The organism is Streptomyces sp. DI166, assembly GCF_900091315.1.
Lineage (GTDB): Bacteria > Actinomycetota > Actinomycetes > Streptomycetales > Streptomycetaceae > Streptomyces > Streptomyces fuscus.
The window spans coordinates 1-17,772 of sequence record NZ_FLSP01000133.1; the positions used below are offsets into that span (position 1 = coordinate 1).

Consider the following 17,772-nt stretch of genomic DNA (forward strand, 5'->3'; position numbering starts at 1 on the left):
AATGCCGAGGTTGCGGTAGGAAATGAAGCCGCCCTGTCTGCCCTTCTGACCAGCCTCCTTCATGGTCAGCAGACGCAGTACCTGGTGCAGCGCCGCATTGCGTAGCCGCAGGTCCAGCCATCGCGGCTGCTCGTCGCCATCCTCGTCCCAGTGGGGGTGGAGGATGTGGCGGCCGATGAGAGTGATCGCCTTGGGGTCGAACAGCTCGCTGCGCAGCGGCTCGAAGCGCAGTCCGCGAAGCTGGCTGCGTTCCTCGGCCGGCTTGTCGTCGTCTGCTTCGGTGCCGTGCGGGCGGTGGCCGTAGTTGACCTTGTTGAAGAGAACGTCGAGGGAGGCGTAGAGGTGGAAGCCGTTCCGGCTGTCCTCCTCGACCAGCTTTCGCTCCCGCGCCACCAGTTCTCGCAGCCGGGCGATCGAGTACCCGGTCTGGTACGTCGAGTCGTCGGCGGGCAGGATGCCCAGTTCGGGGCGGGCCTCCGCGTAGAGGAGGAAGAGGATGCGGTAGAGATAGCGCAGCGATTCGCGGGTGAGCTGTTTGGCGAACGGGCCCTTCTTGAGGTCCTCGATCTCCCGCGGCTCGACCTCCGCCTCGCGCAGGCGGGCGAGCACTTCGTTCGCGATGATCTCGACCGAGTGCTGGAGTCCCTTGCGCAGCTCGGAGTTGACGCCGACGGCGTTGTCACGGGAGGCCTTGAGCAGGTCGTCGAGGCGGCGGCCCTTGCCGTCGGGGCGGGGCGCGAGCATGTCATGGGAGAAGAGGGCGGCGAGGAGGGCGAGTTCGCCGGCCTTCGCCGTGTCGTTGCGGGCGAGGGCCGCGTCCAGGCTGGCGGCGAGATAGCGGCCTTCGGCCCAGGCGCCCCGGTCGGCGAGGACGAGCACGCCGCCGCAGAGCAGCAGGATGAAGCGGGGCGCATCGCCGCCCAGCTCGTGCAGTTCGCTCTGGAAGAGCCAGCCCGCCAGTTTCTCACCGACTTCGAGGAGGCCGTCGGCGGTCTTGAGGGGGTGGAGGAGCTGTCCGGCCTCGTCGGGGTCGAGGGCGCCGTCGAGCTTGACGGTCCAGCCGCAGTCGACCGCGAGGATGCCGTCTCCGTGCCAGGCGACCTGGAGTTCGTACTCCCGGCCCGCGTTGTGCACAGTGATCGGCTCGGACCGGTTACCGCCGTAACCGAGGGCCTTGAGGACGGCGGTGTGCCAGGTGGTGAGGTGCTCGGCCCACTCGCCCGTGGGGTCGTCGTAGGTGCTGCCGAGTTCTTCCTGCTGGGCGCGGGCGGACAGGAAGGGACGCACGGTGGCCAGGTACTCACCGCGGAGCCGGGGGAGAAGTTCACGCGGAGTGGGCTGCGGGTCGTGGGGGTCGGTCTCGCGGCTGGTCCACAGGGTGAACAGGCCCTCGTCGCCCGCCTTGCTCTTCTTGAGGGTGTTCTCCAGCTCCTCGCTGAAGTAGTGGGCGGAGAGGTACTCGCCGCGGTTGGCGAAGGAGTCGTAGGTGTAGCTCATCGTGCGGACTCCTCGGCGTGTGCGGCGGAGACGGTGGCAGGGTGGAGGGGTTCGAGGACGCCGAGGACCCGCAGCATCGGGTCGCCGTCGGTCCGCAGACGGCGTACGAGGGCGCGGCGGCGCTTGGCGGTGTCGTACACCTGCTTGCGACGGCGCTCCTGGTTGCCGACGGCGATCAGGGCGCCCTGCTCCCAGACCTGCACCCGGTCCTCGTACGGGGCCAGGTAGGAGTCGACCTGCTTGTCGTAGTCGGCGCGGCGTTCACGCAGGTGAGTCTCGGCCGCATCGACGGCCGCGGGAACGAGTTCCTGGAGGAGGTCGGGGTCAACGGGCTGGGCGCGGCCGGGCATGTCGGGTCCCACGCCGCAAGCGGCGAGGAACGCCGAGTCCATGCGCCACACGCGAGGAGTCGCCTCGGCGAGGCCGGTGACGGCCATCCACTCCACGACCGTCGGCTTGCCCGCCGCGTTGGAGTAAACGCCCTGGAGGAGATAGACCGGGCCGGTCAGGGCCGAAGGCAGAGCGGCGTCGATCCGCGTGGCCTTGGCTACGTCTGGCTGGTAGGCGAGGACGAACGCCTCGTCGTACTTGAGCTTGGCGAGAACCTTGTCCGTCACCCAGTCGAGCACCGGGTGGATGTCGGAGACGTAGGAGACATTGGGCCACTGGGACGTGGGCTCGTCGGTCTTGCCCTGCTTGGCGTTGCGGGCGGCCTCCAGCCGGTCGGCGGCGTACTGCTTGTCGAAGGTGATGCGCAGCGTGCCGTCGTACTTGGGCGTCGTGAGGATCTTCTCCTGCTCCAGATACGACTTCGGCAGCTCCCGGAAGCGGTACTGCAGGTCGTCGGGCGGGGTGAACTCGATGCGGCCGCCTGCCGTCTCGGGCTTCCAGTCGAGGGCCTCGCGCTCAGCCTGCGGGTAGATGAGGTCCACCGCGGTGTGGAAGTACGCCTTGGTGTCGGCGAAGACGTGGGGTACGTCGGCCTCGGGCACCGCGGCCGTGCCGAGAGTGACCGGAGCGGCCGTCGGGTCAGCGAGCCGGGCGTTGGCGCCGGCGAGGAGCCCCGCGAGGACCCCGCCAGACTCCTGCTGGGACTGCTTGATGGACCGCTCGACGGTGCCGCCCTTGATGAGGTCGCGGGTGAGGCGGTCCTCTTCCTTCTTGTCGTCGTAAAGACCCGTGACGGCCTCGGCGCTGCCCTCGCCGGTCTCGATCTCGTGCGCCTGGGCCTCGCGGCGCAGCAGACGGGTGCCGACGAGCCGGTCGTCGAGCGTGAGCATCTCGCCGCTCTCCTCGTCGCGCCGCCAGGGCACGTCGGCGGTGAGGGTGAGCGCACGGAACTCGGGGCTGACCGCCTGCCCGTAACGGTCGATACGTCCGTTGCGCTGCTCGATACGGATGAGGGACCAGGGCAGGTCGTAGTGGATGAGGTCGTGGCACTGGTGGTGCAGGTTGACGCCCTCGGAGGCGATGTCACCAGTGAACAGCAGCCGCACCGGCTCCTCGCGCCGGCCGAAGCGGTCGACGATCTCCCGCTGTTGCTGGTCGTTGGTGGTGTCGCCGTGCATGACCTCGACGGCGCCGTCGTACGCCTTCCAGGGACGCATCTTGTCAGGCTTGGCCAGGTTCTTCTTCTTGAAGCCAAGCCGGGCCGGGACCTCCTGGGCCAGCCAGTCCAGGGTGTGGACCCGCTCGGAGAAGATCACGACGCGGCGCTCGGAGTGCGGGCCGACGCCGAGGTCGTCCTTCAGCGTGCGGACGAGTGCGTCGAGCTTGGCGGAGTCCTGGTCGGTGAAGTCCGCGACCAGCGCCTCCAGCTCGGCGAGGGCCTTGCTCTCGGCGGCGAGAGCGGCGCGGCGCTCGGGGGTGTCCGGCGCGGTCTTGGCCTTGCCCTTCGCCGTGACGCTCTTCGGGTTGTCCAGGTAGGCACGCCGGTTGGCCAGGGATTCACGCAGGGCGACGTGGGAGGAGAGGAACGCCTTCAGGAAGTTGTAGCCGACCAGGGGATCGGCGCAGACCGACGACCGGTTCGGGTCGCCCGGCGTCCATTCGCTCGCGAGCTTCTCCAGGACGGCGACCTCCTTCCGTGTCGCCGGAGCCGGCACCGGCAGGGAGTCGCCGCGTTCGGCCCAGGGCTTGTCCTTGAGGCCGTCGCGTACCTCGCGGTCGGACTTGGTGCGCCTGATGTAGAGGTGGTCGAGGTCGGCGACCTTGTAGTTCTTGGGGTCGGCGATCGCCGCCGGGTCGAGCATCCGAATCAGCTCGGCGAAGGATTCGGCGTCGCCGTTGTGCGGAGTGGCGGAGGCCAGGATCAGCGCATCGGTCTGCTCGGCGAGACGGCGGGCTAGGAGGTTGTTGCGGGTGCCCTTGTTCACGAGGTTGTGCGACTCGTCGATGACCACCGCATCCCAGGTGATGTTCTCCAGGTGGTGGGCGTACGTCGCCGACTTGAGGGTGTCGACGGAGACGATGACGCGCTTGAAGTGGGCGAACGGGTTCCGGCCCGCCGGGATCTCCTGCTGAATGCGCTGGATGCCGGTGGAGTCCAGGCGCACCAGCGGCAGAGCGAAGCGGGTCCACAGCTCGCGCTGGAACTGCTCCAGCACATGGGCAGGCGTGACCACGAGAATGCGCTCGCCACGCCCGCGCCGGATCAGCTCCGAGAGCGCGACGCCGATCTCCAGCGTCTTGCCCAGCCCAACCACGTCAGCGATCAGCAGCCGGGGCTGCGGGTTGCGCATGGACAGTGCCAGCTCGGCGGGGCGCAGCTGGTGCTCCTGCCGGTCCATGAGGAAGGAGTCGGCGAGTGCGATGCCGTGCTCGGTCTGCGGCAGCGCGGTCTTGCGGATCACCGCCTCCAGGTACAGACGGGCCTTGGCGTGCCTGGAGGTGTCATCGGGCACGAGCCGGGTCTTGCGCGGATCGAGTACGTCGATCTGGTCAAGGCCGGAGTAGAACACCGCGTCCGTGCCCCGGACGAACGAGGACACCCCGCTGGCCTCGACCATCAGTCCGTCGCGGGACTCGTCGACGGACTTCACGAGCCACTGCTCGTGGCGGATGCGCACCTGGGCGCCGGGCGCGAAGGTCGGCTTCGCACCGGCCGGGTACGCCGACCGCGCCGCATCGGCGTCGCGCGCCTCAGGAACCTCGGGCTGCATCGCCGTGGTCACGTGGTGCTCCTCTGTGGACTGTGTGCTCGATCGAGATGTGGGGTGTGCCCGTGCCCCCCCTTTTGTATCCCCGGACCGGCCCCGTCGGCGAAAGGGAGTAAGAGCGGAGCGGTTCAGCGCTTCGACCAGGCGAGCGCCGGCCCCATCGCATAGCGCTTGCGCAGTTCGTCTGCGACCCGCTGGGAAGCAGGGGGACGGCCCCTTCGCGGCGTGGGTTCAGCCGCGTCGCCGCTCCCGGGCTCGGGCTTCCGCACGAGTGGGGGCGAGTTCTCCACGCCCTTCTCGACATCCCTCTCGGCCGGAGTGTCGGAGGCGTCCGAACCGGATTCAACATGGGAAGGCGGGGCGGGGGCGCTCGGCGCCGGCGACGCCGACTCTTCGCGCAGCAGCCTCTCCAGTGAGTCGAGCCGGTCCAGCATGGGCGAGTCAGGCTGGGGCAGCACCATCGTGGGGTGGTCCTTCGGCGTCGTCTCCTGGATCAGAGCGCGCCGTGCCCGGGCCGGGCTCGTACCCAGCAGACGCATCAGATCGGCACACTGCCGGGTCACCTCCTCCAGGGAGGGGCGGTCCTCCGCCTTGTGCGCCAGCATGGCCGACACGACGGGGGTCAGTGCATCGGGCAGCCCGGACAGATCGGGGCCGATCTCGGCGTTGACCACCTGAGCGGCCACCGCCTCCCACCGGGCGCCGTCGTACGGGTAGTGCCCAGTCGCCGCGTACAGAAGCACGGTGCCGAGGCCGTACACGTCAGCGGCCTGCGTCACGTCCAGCTCACCCAGGGCCTGCTCGGGCGGCATGCAGCGAACTGTGCCGATGACCACGCCGGCCTGTGTGAGCGATCCCTTGGATGCCCCGACGAAGGCGCCCAGACCGAAGTCGATGATCACCGGACCGAAGTCACCGAGGACGACATTCTGCGCCTTCAGATCGCGGTGCACCAGACCCGCGGCATGCACCGCAGCAAGCCCCTCGGCCAGCAGCGCGCCAAGGCTCGCCACGAGTGGCGTAGACAGCGGACCCTGGTCCTTCACGACATCGGAGAGCGGACGGCCCGGGACGTAGTCCATGGCCAGCCAAGGCTGCTCGGCGAACGGATCCGCCTCGATGAAACGGGCCACGCGGCCCGTTCCCGAGATCGTGCGCGCGATGGTCGCCTCGCGTTCAAAGCGGGCGCGGGTGTGCGGGTCCGTGCGGTCGGGCCGGATCACCTTCACGGCGACCGGTTCCCCCGCGACCGAGTAGGCGAGGTACACCTCCCCCATCCCGCCCGCGCCGAGCAGCCGCTCGACGAGGTACGGGCCGATACGTGACGGCAGAGACGCGCCGCTCACCGCACACCCCCTGACTCCCGCAGCAAAAGCACACCCTCGCTCGGCGTATGCCCCCACTCCGCCATAGAAGAAGCAAAGCACGAGGGGCATGGACACCGACGAATCACCGCTACAGCCTACTGATCGGCATCGCATAGGAGGAAGTGATCACATCGGACCAGGACCAGCTGCAAGGATCTTGTCCGGAAGCTGGCTGTGGATACAGGAAGTGTCGCCCCGCTCCGTCCACATTCGGCAGCGGGGCCAACAGACCTATGCGTGTCTGTCCTGGGAGCAGGTCCGGAGGACGAAGCAGGCTCAAAGCCAGATCGGAATAGTCACGGGCCCGGTTTCCATTGCTTCTCCTGTAGAGATCGCGCAGAGAGGGACGCTGGTGACCGACCTGAAGCTGTTCCGGCTGGATGCCGATGGCCGGGACGTCGAGCTACAGGGTTCGACGGTGGGGCTGGAGGTGGAGCTTCAGCGTCGGATCGAGGCGGGGATGGAGTCGATGCTCGGCATCCGGTTCCTGGCGTCGGAATACCCGACGGGACCGTGGCACCGGGGCCGGATCGACTCAATGGGTCTGGACGAGAACGGCACACCTGCGCTGATCGAATATAAGAAGGGCGCCGACAGCGGCGTCCTGTCGCAGGCTGTCTCCTATCTGTCGTGGTTGGACTCCGCGCGCCACGAGTTCGAGGCACTGGTCAAGGAGAAGCTGGGCTCCGAGGCCGCCGAGTCGATCGACTGGCGGAACCCTCGGATGGTCTGCATAGCCGCTGGTTTCTCGCACCACGACCGAGTCGCAGTGCATCGCCTGCGCGAGCGGATCGACCTGGTGCGCTACCGCCTCTTCGAAGGTGGGCTGCTGAGCCTGCTACTGATCGAGTCCACGCCCGGATCTACAAGACCGACCTCGGGCCGGCGTCAGAGTCGCGAGCGGGAGGTCACGGCTAGTGCCGCCAGCAACGACGGGGAGACGTCCGTCCAGGCCACCGCTACTGCTGCCGCGATTCCTGGCTGCCTGCGGAACCTGTACGCCGAACTGGACGAGGCCCTCACCGCCTGGGGCGAGGTCGAGGTGGCTCAACTTCGGCACTACATCGCCTACCGCCGGATGGTGAACGTCGCCTCCGTCATCTTCCGCCCGAAGCATGGGGCGATCCTGATCTACCTCAAGATCGACCCGGACATGGTCGAGCTCGAGGAGGGCTTCTCGCGTGACATGCGCGGTATCGGCCACCTCGGGACGGGCGACCTGGAGGTCCGTATCGCCTCGGCAGCCGACCTGGAGAAGGCGGGACCGCTAATCCAGCGGGCGTTCGAGGCAGCCTGACCTTCGAGGTGGGAACCGTGATGGCCGCTGCGGCGGGACGTTGCTATTTCACACCTCAAGGAGCTCTTCCTCAAGCTGCGCCCAACTCGGCCAGGTGCCACCAGTCTCGCGGACGACGGTGAGGAGTCGGCCCTCCAAGTGGACATCCGCCCGTTTCCCCGCCAACTCGATGCCCTCGGGACGTCGGCGGGCGCGGCGCTGCCCTGATGGGTACTCGGCCAGGATGCCGATCAGGACGTCGTGACGGGCGGTGCCCAGTTCGTCGGCTGGTGCCCAGGAACCTCGTACAGGTACGCCTGCGAAACTTCCGACAGTCGGGCCGGCCGTCCGGTAGAGCGTATCGAGGACGCCCTCCACTCTCTCGTCCGTGCGGTCCCTGATGGCTACCACGTTGGTACGCGTCCTTCCGCGCCGAGGGACCGAGAGTCGCCCGTCCATACCGTCATCCAGCTCGGGGCTCCGCACCCGACGCGGCGGCTCAATCCACCAATCTGGCTCGTACTCCTCCTGGATCGCTCCGAGTTGCAGACCGTCACCGCCCCACCAACCGGCTTTGGGGATGAAGATGTCAACTCCCACGCCGGTCGCGCCGATCCATACCCAGCTCATGAAGTACGGGTGATCCTTCAAGTCGGCAGACCAGGCGGCGAGTTGAAGGAGCCGCTCCTTTTGGTTTGAATCTGGTTTCTTCGGGAACAGCGTTTTCGCCTCGCGATGACGTCCACGCGCCTCTCCGGCGACGGGCCCGTTCGGCAGGTGGAACAGAAGGTCCGGCCTGACTCCGAATGTCCCGTACTTGGTCTGCAACGGGCCGGGCGGGAGGACATCGAAGCTATGGAGAGTGTCACGCCCAGGCTTCCAGGAGAACAACTTCTCACTCCCGGCTGTCATCACCCCCAGCCCAGCACACTCGCTGATGAACCGTCGGACGTGCAGCGATGTAGCCAGCAGAGACGAGTAGTCGACCTGAAGAGCCAGACCGCTTGGGGCGGCGAGATAGCTGGTCAGCAGCCGGGCCTCGTGCAAACGGATGCGGTAGTCGACGACTCGCCGGAAGTCGCAGGCCAACGCGTTGATGTGAACCAGGCGAGCGAGATGGACGGGTAAGGCCATGCCGCCAAGCTTCTTCGCGTGAACGCTGGGATCACCGCCCGCCCCCGGAGCGATCTCGAACTGCCAGACCCTGGCGCGCACGGTGTTCATGTCGGCAGCTTACGGAGCCGCACCGACAACCGCTCAACACGGCGACGCGTCCTACTAACCGGTCCGGCAGCGAGGCGGAGGAGAATGGTCCCGCGCAGGTCTCAGTGAGGCGGAGGGGCGAGGGGTGCTGTACGAAACCGCAAAGATGGCGCTGGAACAGCTCACGGACGATCGGGCCCTGGAACGGGTGGCCCTGTGGGTGCTCCGGAAGCGCGACCCCAATCTCCGCCTCACCAGCGCCACCGGTGACACAGGTCTCGACGGCTACAGCCGCCCCTTGTTCGAGGACGAGATCGACATGGCGCTGTGGGTCAGCATGCAGCGTACGTGGATCAAGAAGCTCACCATCGAGTTGGAGAAGCACAAGCAGCACGGGCGTACCGCGCCGGCCATCTTCGTGACGAACCGTTCGACGAACGACATCTCGAAGAAGAAGCAGAGGGAGCGGGCGAAGAACGACTTCGGCGTGAACCTGGAGATCATCGACCTCGGCGAGCTCGTCGTCGAGCTGGAGGCGGACGACCTGCGCTGGGTGGCCGAGGCTGAGCTGGGGGTCCGCCCGCGCCGGCCCAGGGCCCTGGCCACTGCGGAGGTGTACCTGGATCGGCTCTCCCGCACGGTGCCGGGGATGGCCGCTGAGCTCCGCGGCACTGCCGAAATCGAGAATCAGCTCCGCGCCCGGCTCGCCCCGGAGTCTTCTGAGGACCGGGTCGTCGTGGTGGAGGGCCCTGGCGGCTGCGGGAAGACCAGGATCGCGATCGAGACGGCCCGGTCCGTCGCCACAACCCTGGTCGTCCCTTCTGGGGCTCCCTTCACGCTTGACTCGTTCACAGAGGTGGGGTTGGACGCTCCGTTGATCCTCGTGATCGACGACGCACATCGCAGCCAAGGCCTGTCCGCGGTGGCCGCGATGCTCGCCGACCAGCGGTTCGACCGGGTCCGACTGGTCCTCACTGTTCGCCCGGGCCAGCGCGACCGGACGCTCTACGCCGCCGGAGCCGAGAACCACGTCGGCGCCCCGGTCGTGCTTCGCCGGCTGGACCGCCCGGAGATCGACACCATCATCACGGACCACGGGATTCAGCGGGAGGAGTTCCGCAAGGCCGTCATCACCCTGGCCGGCGGCAATCCCATGCTCGCCCACACCGCCTGCCAGGTGGCCCTGTCCAATGGCAAGTTCGACTGGAGCGACGCCTCCGACCTCCTACGGGAACTGGTCGCCGACAGGCTCCGGGCGCTGGACGACCCTGACCTGCACCGGACGGTCGCGGTCGGCCTCGCTCTGCTGACCAAGGCCGGCGACCTGGCAGGGCACCACGGAGGTCAGGACATCGCCGTTCTCCACGGCGCGGTCTCCGGTTTGCCATCTGAGCCCGACCGGCTCGACCGGATCCTGGACAACCTTGCCGACGCCGGGCTGGTGGACACACCGCCCTACACTTTCCGCCCCGACCTTGCCGCCGCCGTTGTCCTGGCCGACGCCCTCACTCCGGGGGCCATGGTTCGGCTGGACACCAACGCAGCCCTGCGCCGCCTGGCCACCCACTCGGGTCTCACCCCAGGGCTCACCCCGCAGGAGCACGCGGACGTTCTGGAAGCCGCGACGCGGCGGCTCGACCCACAAATCGGCGTGCTGGCCGCCGCAGCCCGCGACAGCGGCAACCAGGCCGCTGCCTCGGCGATCACCACCTTCGTCCTCGGCCTGCTCCCCGAAGACGCCCACCTCGGCCACTGGGCCAGCGTCGTTCGCCTCGCCTCCCAGGCCGCCCCCGCTGATCCGACACTTCTCGCGCAGCTCACCGAACCGCTGGCCCGGCGATGGCCGGTGCCAGCCTCCGAGCAGCTCTGGGGCGACACAGACGCCGTCGCCTACTACCGGTTCGAACTGGACCGCCTGTGTGAGGAGTTCGCCCGACTGGCAGCGCGCACAAACCCCGAGACCATCCCGGCGGCCGTGGCATCCGTGCTGGACATCGCTTGGCTGGTGGATGCCGCCCGGCCTGTCTTCGGCGGCCACCAGCCCGACACCCTGCTGCGCACGTTCCATGCATGGACAGGTCCAAGAAACTGGCACAACGGACAAGCACTGATGGACCGCCGAGGCGCCCTGCTCGGCGCGATCTCGCGCTGGGTCCGCGACCGCACCGACGAACCACCACTGGGACTCGACCCCGCGGATGCGGCCAAGCGGGGCCCCGAGTCCGTCGCCCGTGTCCTCCTCGCGGCCCTGCAGCCCTACCTGACTGTCACTGTCGAGCTCATGCAGCGCGGAACGCCCGGGCAGGCAAACACTCTCAACATCAGCACCGCAGCGCTTCCTGACCTTCCAGAGACCCGGCACCAGCTCGACCAGGCCCTCGACCTACTCGAACCGCTGCTCGCCGAACCGGCCCTGCACCAGCCCGAGCACCTGAACCTCCTCAACGCGCTGGTCGCCGTACCCGAGCAGCTGCGCCAGGCCGCGGGCCGCGGCCTGCCCGGCAACCACCACCAGACGCTGCCCGCGCACGCCGAGCAGATCCTGATGGAGGCCGCCTCGAGGTTTGCCGAGAAGATCGCCGCGCGGTGGACGGACCTTCCGCTGTCCGTACGGCGACGGGCGGTCGAGGCCGCGCTCGGAACAGGCACCCGCCGGACTGACCTTGCAGGAGCTGCAGCCAACGGCGAGCCCATCGCCGTGGCGGCACTCAGCGACCCGGGGCTCTTGCACCTCCTCGTCGTTCAGCCGCCCAACACCTTCACCGCCACCTGGGCCGAGGACGTCGCAACCCAGAAGTCCACCGCCATCACGCTGGCCGGTCAGCTGACCACCGCTCAGGCCATCGGCCTGCTGGAAGCCGCCGATCCCTCCTTCTTCGGTACGGCGCACGAGGTGCTCCCGGCCTTCGCCGCAGCGGTAGGCGAGAGCGCGACTGACGCTGATCCCGTCCTGGACCGCATCGCCAGCGGGCCACTGCCAGGGGATGCTGCGCTGCTGGCCGGCCTGGCGACCCAGCACACGGACCGGGTCTGGCAGTGGGTTTCGGAACATGCGGGCGACCCCAGGCTCGCGGGGCTCGCACTCGCGATGGCGGACGACCACCCCGAACAGGAAGCGCAACTCCTTCGCACTCTCGCGGACGCGGCAACCGGAACCGAGGCCACTGAGCCGGCCGCCATCTGCACACAGGTCGCCCGGCACACGTGGCACTGCACGCGATCAGCCGAGGACCGACTGGAGCGCCTGGTCCTGCTCGGCACCCAGGGGCCGGATCAGGCGGTTCCTGCGGTACTGGAGGCGATCGGGATGGTGCTCCGCTCCAACGCACCGGTGGACCCCGCAGCGGTGAACGCTTGCGTGGCCGTGCTGGAGCGGGGGCTCACCACCGACACCACCGGCCTCCTGAACAACGACAGCCTGGGCCTCATCAGCCACGGAGTAATCCAGATCGCCCGCCGGTCGCCCGAGCGGTTCGCCCAGGTCCTGGCAGGACATGTCCTCGGCGGTCGCCGCCTGCCGGCTTCCTGGACGGAACACCTCGAGAGCCTCGACATTGCGGTGCGTGACGAGATCACCGCCGCGTTCGAGCAGCGCTGGTCGACAGCACCGGCCACCGCCCTCAACGACTCCGTCGAAGACGCGCTGTGCGAGACGTTCACTGCGATCGGCAAGGACACTGACGCCTGGTCGCGAGCACTAGTCGAGTGGGCCGACGGACCGCCGAGCGCACGCCGCCGAGCAGCGAAGGCGGTTCACCTGGCCTGGTCGAGCAGCACCTGGGTACAGGTTGTCCCAGAGCTCCTGGTTGCTGGCCTGGCCCCTGAAAGCCAGGAGCTCATCCTGCACGGGTTGGCCGCGGTGAACGCCGTCTTCACCGACTTGGACGCCGTGATCCGCCCTCGCCGGGAGGCTGCGGAGAAGCTGAAGTCCCACCCCGACGCCTTGGTACAGGCGTTCGCCACCACCGCGCTGGAACGCCTCGACAGTTCCGCCTCGGCCTTCCGGGGCATGCAGCAGCGCAGCCGCACCGGCTACCCCACCTGATCCGGAACCGCAACCAGCCCGGGAGTGCCTGATGGGCCTTCCGGGCAGGTGAGTTCGATCCCACTGGGCTCCCCAACTGCGTCGAGGAAGCCCCGCTGGACGGGGCCAGCAGCTTCGCCGCAGGGTGGGCCGAGGGCCCGGTCGTGGTGTACCAGTGACCAGCCACTGCGGCGCTGAGGGGTCAGCGGCGCGTGACGCCGAACGCAAAGCCTGGACGCCGCCCTCGCGCCAGGCCGACCGCCAGCGCTCCACCGACCGCTCGCTGACCCGCAGATCCCGGGCGATCGCTGATGTCTTCTCGCCCGCCTCGAAACGGACCCCGGCCTCCAGCCGCACCTGTTCACGAAACGCCCGCCGCTCAGCGGTCAGGCCCCCACCCTGCGCGTACCGCATACCACCGGCATACCGCAGGGATCACTACCTGCCACCACCGACAACAGAACGAAAACCTCAGTGGTGCGCCGGGTTCCTGACAGTCCTTCACCGAGATCGACGGCTGGTGACGCGGGATGGGCGTCCGTGTGAGGTCTTGGATAGTTGGTGCTGAGTGGCGTGGCCAGGCAGATAGGCTGCTGACCTGAAGATTCTTTAGGTCAGACCCTGCGGAGCGCGTACGGGACGGCGCTCCGGCAGTGGTCGTTTTAACCGTTCCGTACCACCCTGCACATTCCGCTCCCTGTCGCCACCTCCAACCGGGCGTCAACGGCGGGTGCGTCGGGCTTCTCGGATGAGGTTGATGAGAGCAGCGTCCTTCTGGCACACGCACCCGGGGGTGGGAAGCCGGTGGTCGATCATCTGGTCGGGCCGGGGGCCGAAGCGGGTGTCGTATTCGATGCGTCGTGGAGGCCCGCTGAACAGGCCCGTGCTGCGTGCGATCCAGGCGCCGACGACGAGGCAGGCGGCCTGCTGGGCCACGAACGCGGCCGAAGGACGGAACCCGTCGTCCGTTCCACCGGTCAGCTCAGCCGAGTTGATCAGCCCGCACACCGGCCGTCCGAGGAACTGCCCGACGAGCTCCCGCTGTTGATCGTCCAGACCTTCCAGGTCCCGTTCGGTCAGCGGCTCCTGCCCGCGGGCGATTCGGGACAGCGGGAGCCCGGTCAGTTCATGCAGTCGCTGCTCCGCGCTCTTCCCGGTGTGGTTGGTCCTGAAGTAGCAGCGCAGGCAGGGGCCGGTGGGCAGCGCCTCGTGCAGGGCGACGGTGGTGCCGACTGGGCCGCCGGTGCTGCCGTCCAGGGTGAGATCGACCTGCAACCGCTGCAGGTCGTGCCGGGCCTCGACGCTGTCCAATCCGCCGAGGACGATCCGGGGCCACGGCAGGGTGCCCGCATCGACGGCCTCGATGGAAGCCTGGATCGTCCCGTGGAACGGGGTCACCTCTACCCGCCGTAGGCGTGCGTCGATCAACCGCACCTTCGGCAGGCCCGCAGCCGCGTCGGCCAGGGTGCCGATGCTGTACGAGGTGACGTTCGGCTTCTCGAAGACCTCCTTGTCCACCACCGTCAACTCGCCGGAGACCTGCAGCAGGTCCAGGACCAGGGCGATGCCGGTGCCGATCGCGCCGCCCCCGCCCAGCAGCACCTGCTCCAGCGCGGGCAGCGGGGCGACGACGGTCCCGGGTTGCTCACCGGGGAGGACGGGGCAGAAGTCCACCACCGGGGTCACCTGGAACTTCCCCTCCGGCAGCCCGGCAACGACCTTGAACGCCTCGCCGGCCAGCATCGCCGCAGTGAGGACTGCGCCCAGCCCGGTGCCGGGCGCGTTGAGCTGGGGGAAAGGATGACCGGCGTGCCGCAGACGGACCCCGTGCCCGTCCGGCGCACCGGCCACCGCAGTACCCGGCGGTGGTGCGGTTCCCACGTGCAGATGCATCGGCGCCTCGCCCTGGGCCTCGCCGATGCGGAGCGGCCGGTCCGGATCGATCCCGGTCGCCGTTTCCACCAGCCTGCGGATGAGTTTGTCGTCGAGCCGTCCCGGTCCGCGGCCGGGGTCCAGACTCAGCCGGACCGGCCACCGGCGCAGGTCCGCCACCAGTACCTCGAGAGTCTCGGCGGCCGCGGGCAGGCACCCGTCCGCGGTCAGGTGTATCAGGATGCCCTCCATCCGCTCCCGCAGGGTGGCCTCTTCCACGCCGGCGGCCAGGCCGCCCAGGCGTACGCTGCGGCTGTAGTCAGTACTCACGGACACCCTCCTCGTCAAACACCACCGTGCGCACCGGAGGCAGCGCCTGGTCGACAACCGGAACGGTGCAGGGCCCCCAGTCCCGCTCGAAACGCCACCACCCCCACGACGCCGGGTCAGCGGGCGGCGCCGCGTAGGTGGGGACGACAGCACTGACGAACCCCGGCACCCGCAATGAGTACACGCGATCGGTCCGCGACAGGAAAGCCTCCTCGGGGTGCGAGTGGATCATCGCCCGCACCCGGTAGGACCGTTCCTCGGCGAAGGTGAACAGCCGGTCGTACGCGACCGCGCTCACCGTGAACAGACCCCGCCCCCGCCCGATCCCCGCCGTCCCGGCCATCGCCACGACCAGCACGCGCATGTCCGACTGCCCGGTCAGCAGCAGCGCGCCGGTCTCCCGGTCGGCCAGTCCGTGTCGCCGAATCTCCTGGAGCACCGGGTCGACCGCGCCGGCCGGCAGCACGAGCTTCCTCGTGTCGGTGATCATCCGGCGCGCCTCCCGTCAACGCGATCGATGTCGTCCTGCACGTTCTCCACCACGTACAGGAAGGGATTGCCGGTGCTCCGCCAGGAGTGCGGCCCGCTGCTCCACTCGGGGTGGAGCCTCTGGCCTTCGGCAGTGAACGGCTTGCACACGTCGTTGGAGCCGTAGCGGTAGCCATTCGCTCCCGGCCAGGCACTGGGCGCTCCGACTCCGGAGGCGCCGATCGACTCGACGAAGACGAGGGAGGGCGGCCGGTCCGGGTAGACCGTCCACTCGATCCGGGCGGTGAACGCTGCGCGCTCACCGTTGTTCGGTTGCACCTCGGCCCAGAACAGGCCGTCGGGGTCCTGGTCGCGGTGGTGGAGGCGGCCGGCGGTCGAGGAGAGGAACTCCTCGACCGCCGGGACGTCGCCCGCCAGCCGCAGACGGCTCTCGAGATCCACGACTGACTCCCCGGCCTCTAGCCGTTGGTGGTCTCGGTGCGCAGCTTCAGGTGCAGGGCCCTGGCGTGCCCGGCCAGCTCGCCCACCGTTGCCTCGGGCGGGACCTCGTGCCCGTCGTGGAACAGGTAGTAGCGGGTGGTGCCGTCGCTGGCGAAGCCGAAGGCGGCGAGGGCGTCGGACAGGACGCTCGCCGCGGTCACCTGCGGCGCGTAGTCGTGCTGGTACGGGTGCTCGGCGAGAGCGGAGGTCACCGTGGTCTTGATCTCGTGGGGCTGGGGCATACCGACCTCCCGGGTCGTTCGAGGGTTGGTGGACGAGCACCCTGCTGATTCAGCAAAGCGTCAGTGATGCCAGTGTGATCACCTCGGGTCGATGCAGTCAAGCTTCATCGCCGCATTGCTGCGCGCTACGCTGCCCGTATGAGCCCCGACCGGAGCCAGCTCCCCCTACCGGACCCCGAAGCGACCGGACCGGACGCTGTCGAACAGTTCGACATCGCCGAACTCGGACGCCTCCTGAAGGAACACCGCGGCCCCCTCTCCCTCCGGCAGGCCGCCGCCGAAGCTGGCGTCAGCTTCAGCACCCTCACCCGGGTCGAAGCCGGCGCCCAGCCCGACCTCGCCACCTTCACCCGCCTCTGCGCCTGGCTCGGCGTCTCCCCGAGCCGTTTCTTCACCCCGACCGCCACCCGCCAGATCTCGCCCCTCGATCAGGCCATCACCCACCTCCACGCAGACCCTCGGCTCACTGACGACGCGGCGAACAAGATCAGCTCCGTTCTGCGCGACCTCTACGACGCCCTAGCGAAGGAGGCGGTCCCCGCCGTACCTGCCCTCGCCTGTCACCTCCGGGCTGCCTCGGTGCTGCGTCCTGGCGTCCCCCAGCGGCTCGCCGACCTGCTCACCGACATGAACACCGAACTCGAACGACTCGTCGAAGCAGGCGAACTGTGACCCTCCCCCGAGGCTTCAAGGCCAACGCCGAACGAGAAGCCCTCCGGCTGCGCCGCGAACTCGACCTCAGCGACACCGATGCCCTGAACGTCGACGACCTCGCCGACCACCTCAAGGTCAAGGTCGTCAGCGCCGAGAAGCTCGTCAGCCGCACCCGCCTCGAGGAACTCGAACGGGTCCAGGCGTACGCCTTCTCCGCCGCGACCTTCCAGGTCTCCGGCAGGAACATCGTCGTCACCAACCCGCTCCGAACCCCGGGCCGCAGGGCAAGCGACGTAGCCCACGAGCTCTCCCACCTCGTCCTCGAGCATGACCTCACCGAGATCCGCGAAGTCAATGGCATGCCCTTCAGGACCTGCCGCCCCGACGAGGAAGAACAAGCCACCGCCTTTGGCGGAACACTCATGCTTCCCCGCCCCCTGCTGCTCGGCGCAGTCCGCCGCCAGTGGGGGCCAGCGCAGATCGCCGAGCACTACGGAGTAACCGAGGAGATGGCCCGGTACCGGTACAACACCACTGGGGTGGCCAAACAGGTCCGAGGCCGCTGACGGTGCCCGAGGAAGGCGCTGTCGGTCTGCCGCCTACCGCCGGGACGTGCGTGGGAGCGGCCAAGCACTTCGGCTGGCGGGCTCTATGGCGCATGCCAGGCTGCCGCCAGCGATGAACGACGCGCGCGTACGAGCAGTGTGACGGTACGTCGACGCTCAGCGGGCGCCCGGCGGTCCCGCCGGGCAGCTACTCAAGGAGGATCGTTCTGTTGACGTGCGCCAGCAGAACGATCAGCAACGTCCGACCTACTTCCGTGGCAGCGATGCTCATGCGTTCACCCTTGCCCGCGGGGCCAGCCCCGGCACCGTGGAGGCAGCTGTGCGGGCGGTGCGCTGAGTGTCAGAGCGGATACTCAAGCGACGGGAAGGACCCCTGCTGACCTGCAGCAATCTGCTGAGCGCTTCCAGATCGGGGCCAAGCGTTTCAGATCAGGTCCACGCACCCTCGCTCACCTGCGGCGATGGGGTTATCTCCAAGCCCCGGTGACGCGTGTTTCACGTGCCACCAGCCGCTCGCTCTGTATCTGCGGGCCAGCCGTTCTCCGTTCCTAGTCTCTATTCCTCTGGCCCCGCCAAGACGAAGTCCTCACGAGTGAGGTGCTGTTGCGTTGCCT

11 protein-coding genes and 2 pseudogenes are annotated in these 17,772 nt (G+C 68.6%); 4 read left to right on the forward strand and 9 right to left on the reverse strand.

Translation table 11 applies throughout. The annotated features are described in order from the left end of the window. From GA0115233_RS36640 to GA0115233_RS36650, 3 genes and pseudogenes are all read right to left on the reverse strand, one after another. Positions 1 to 1,497 (reverse strand): annotated as a pseudogene (locus GA0115233_RS36640) (hypothetical protein); the annotation flags it as partial. After that, complete coding sequence (locus GA0115233_RS36645; RefSeq protein WP_093724659.1) at positions 1,494 to 4,670, reverse strand: DEAD/DEAH box helicase; 3,177 nt, start codon at positions 4,668 to 4,670, stop codon at positions 1,494 to 1,496. The gene GA0115233_RS36645 and the pseudogene GA0115233_RS36640, both read right to left, overlap by 4 nt. A gap of 113 nt (positions 4,671 to 4,783) precedes the next feature. Then, complete coding sequence (locus GA0115233_RS36650) at positions 4,784 to 6,001, reverse strand: serine/threonine-protein kinase (RefSeq protein ID WP_093724660.1); 1,218 nt, start codon at positions 5,999 to 6,001, stop codon at positions 4,784 to 4,786. A 373-nt stretch (positions 6,002 to 6,374) separates the two neighbouring features. Here GA0115233_RS36650 and GA0115233_RS36655 point away from each other — a divergent pair, with 373 nt between their 5' ends. Beyond that, positions 6,375 to 7,319 carry a DUF5655 domain-containing protein gene (locus GA0115233_RS36655; RefSeq protein ID WP_093724667.1) on the forward strand — a complete coding sequence of 315 codons (945 nt, stop codon included), beginning with the start codon at positions 6,375 to 6,377 and terminating at the stop codon, positions 7,317 to 7,319. A gap of 48 nt (positions 7,320 to 7,367) precedes the next feature. Here GA0115233_RS36655 and GA0115233_RS36660 read toward each other — a convergent pair whose 3' ends face one another. After that, complete coding sequence (locus GA0115233_RS36660; protein ID WP_255310475.1) at positions 7,368 to 8,522, reverse strand: hypothetical protein; 1,155 nt, start codon at positions 8,520 to 8,522, stop codon at positions 7,368 to 7,370. Between the two features lie 124 nt (positions 8,523 to 8,646). Here GA0115233_RS36660 and GA0115233_RS42075 point away from each other — a divergent pair, with 124 nt between their 5' ends. Continuing rightward, entirely contained in the window at positions 8,647 to 12,546 is a 3,900-nt protein-coding gene (locus GA0115233_RS42075) for a hypothetical protein (RefSeq protein ID WP_255310476.1), read from the forward strand. Between the two features lie 198 nt (positions 12,547 to 12,744). Here GA0115233_RS42075 and GA0115233_RS42080 read toward each other — a convergent pair. The 5 genes and pseudogenes from GA0115233_RS42080 to GA0115233_RS36685 form a co-directional block, all read right to left on the reverse strand. Then, positions 12,745 to 12,939, reverse strand: a pseudogene (locus GA0115233_RS42080) (helix-turn-helix domain-containing protein); the annotation flags it as partial. Positions 12,940 to 13,245: 306 nt separating this feature from the next. Continuing rightward, positions 13,246 to 14,727: a ThiF family adenylyltransferase gene (locus GA0115233_RS36670; protein ID WP_093724661.1), complete on the reverse strand. Its 1,482-nt coding sequence runs from the start codon at positions 14,725 to 14,727 to the stop codon at positions 13,246 to 13,248. Beyond that, on the reverse strand, positions 14,717 to 15,217 hold the full coding sequence (locus tag GA0115233_RS36675; RefSeq protein WP_093724662.1) for a Mov34/MPN/PAD-1 family protein: 501 nt from the start codon (positions 15,215 to 15,217) through the stop codon (positions 14,717 to 14,719). The genes GA0115233_RS36670 and GA0115233_RS36675 overlap by 11 nt, the downstream gene beginning before the upstream one ends. After that, a complete protein-coding gene (locus tag GA0115233_RS36680; RefSeq protein WP_093724663.1) occupies positions 15,214 to 15,657 on the reverse strand; it encodes a hypothetical protein in 444 nt (147 codons plus the stop codon). The genes GA0115233_RS36675 and GA0115233_RS36680 overlap by 4 nt, the downstream gene beginning before the upstream one ends. 17 nt (positions 15,658 to 15,674) lie before the next feature. Further along, a complete protein-coding gene (locus GA0115233_RS36685; RefSeq protein WP_093724664.1) occupies positions 15,675 to 15,938 on the reverse strand; it encodes a hypothetical protein in 264 nt (87 codons plus the stop codon). A gap of 138 nt (positions 15,939 to 16,076) precedes the next feature. On the opposite strand from GA0115233_RS36685, the gene GA0115233_RS36690 reads away from it, so the two are divergent. Together GA0115233_RS36690 and GA0115233_RS36695 are read left to right on the forward strand one after the other, a co-directional pair. Continuing rightward, positions 16,077 to 16,610, forward strand: coding sequence for a helix-turn-helix domain-containing protein (locus GA0115233_RS36690; RefSeq protein ID WP_093724665.1), 534 nt, complete (start codon positions 16,077 to 16,079; stop codon positions 16,608 to 16,610). After that, positions 16,607 to 17,158, forward strand: a complete 552-nt coding sequence (locus tag GA0115233_RS36695; RefSeq protein WP_176712069.1) for an ImmA/IrrE family metallo-endopeptidase — start codon at positions 16,607 to 16,609, stop codon at positions 17,156 to 17,158. The genes GA0115233_RS36690 and GA0115233_RS36695 overlap by 4 nt, the downstream gene beginning before the upstream one ends. Positions 17,159 to 17,772: the final 614 nt, after the last annotated feature.

Coding starts and splice junctions, on each gene's coding strand:
- GA0115233_RS36685 (WP_093724664.1), bottom strand. CDS start 15,938: ATGCCCCAGCCCCACGAGATCAAGACCACGGTGACCTCCGCTCTCGCC.
- GA0115233_RS36660 (WP_255310475.1), bottom strand. CDS start 8,522: ATGAACACCGTGCGCGCCAGGGTCTGGCAGTTCGAGATCGCTCCGGGG.
- GA0115233_RS36690 (WP_093724665.1), top strand. CDS start 16,077: ATGAGCCCCGACCGGAGCCAGCTCCCCCTACCGGACCCCGAAGCGACC.
- GA0115233_RS36675 (WP_093724662.1), bottom strand. CDS start 15,217: ATGATCACCGACACGAGGAAGCTCGTGCTGCCGGCCGGCGCGGTCGAC.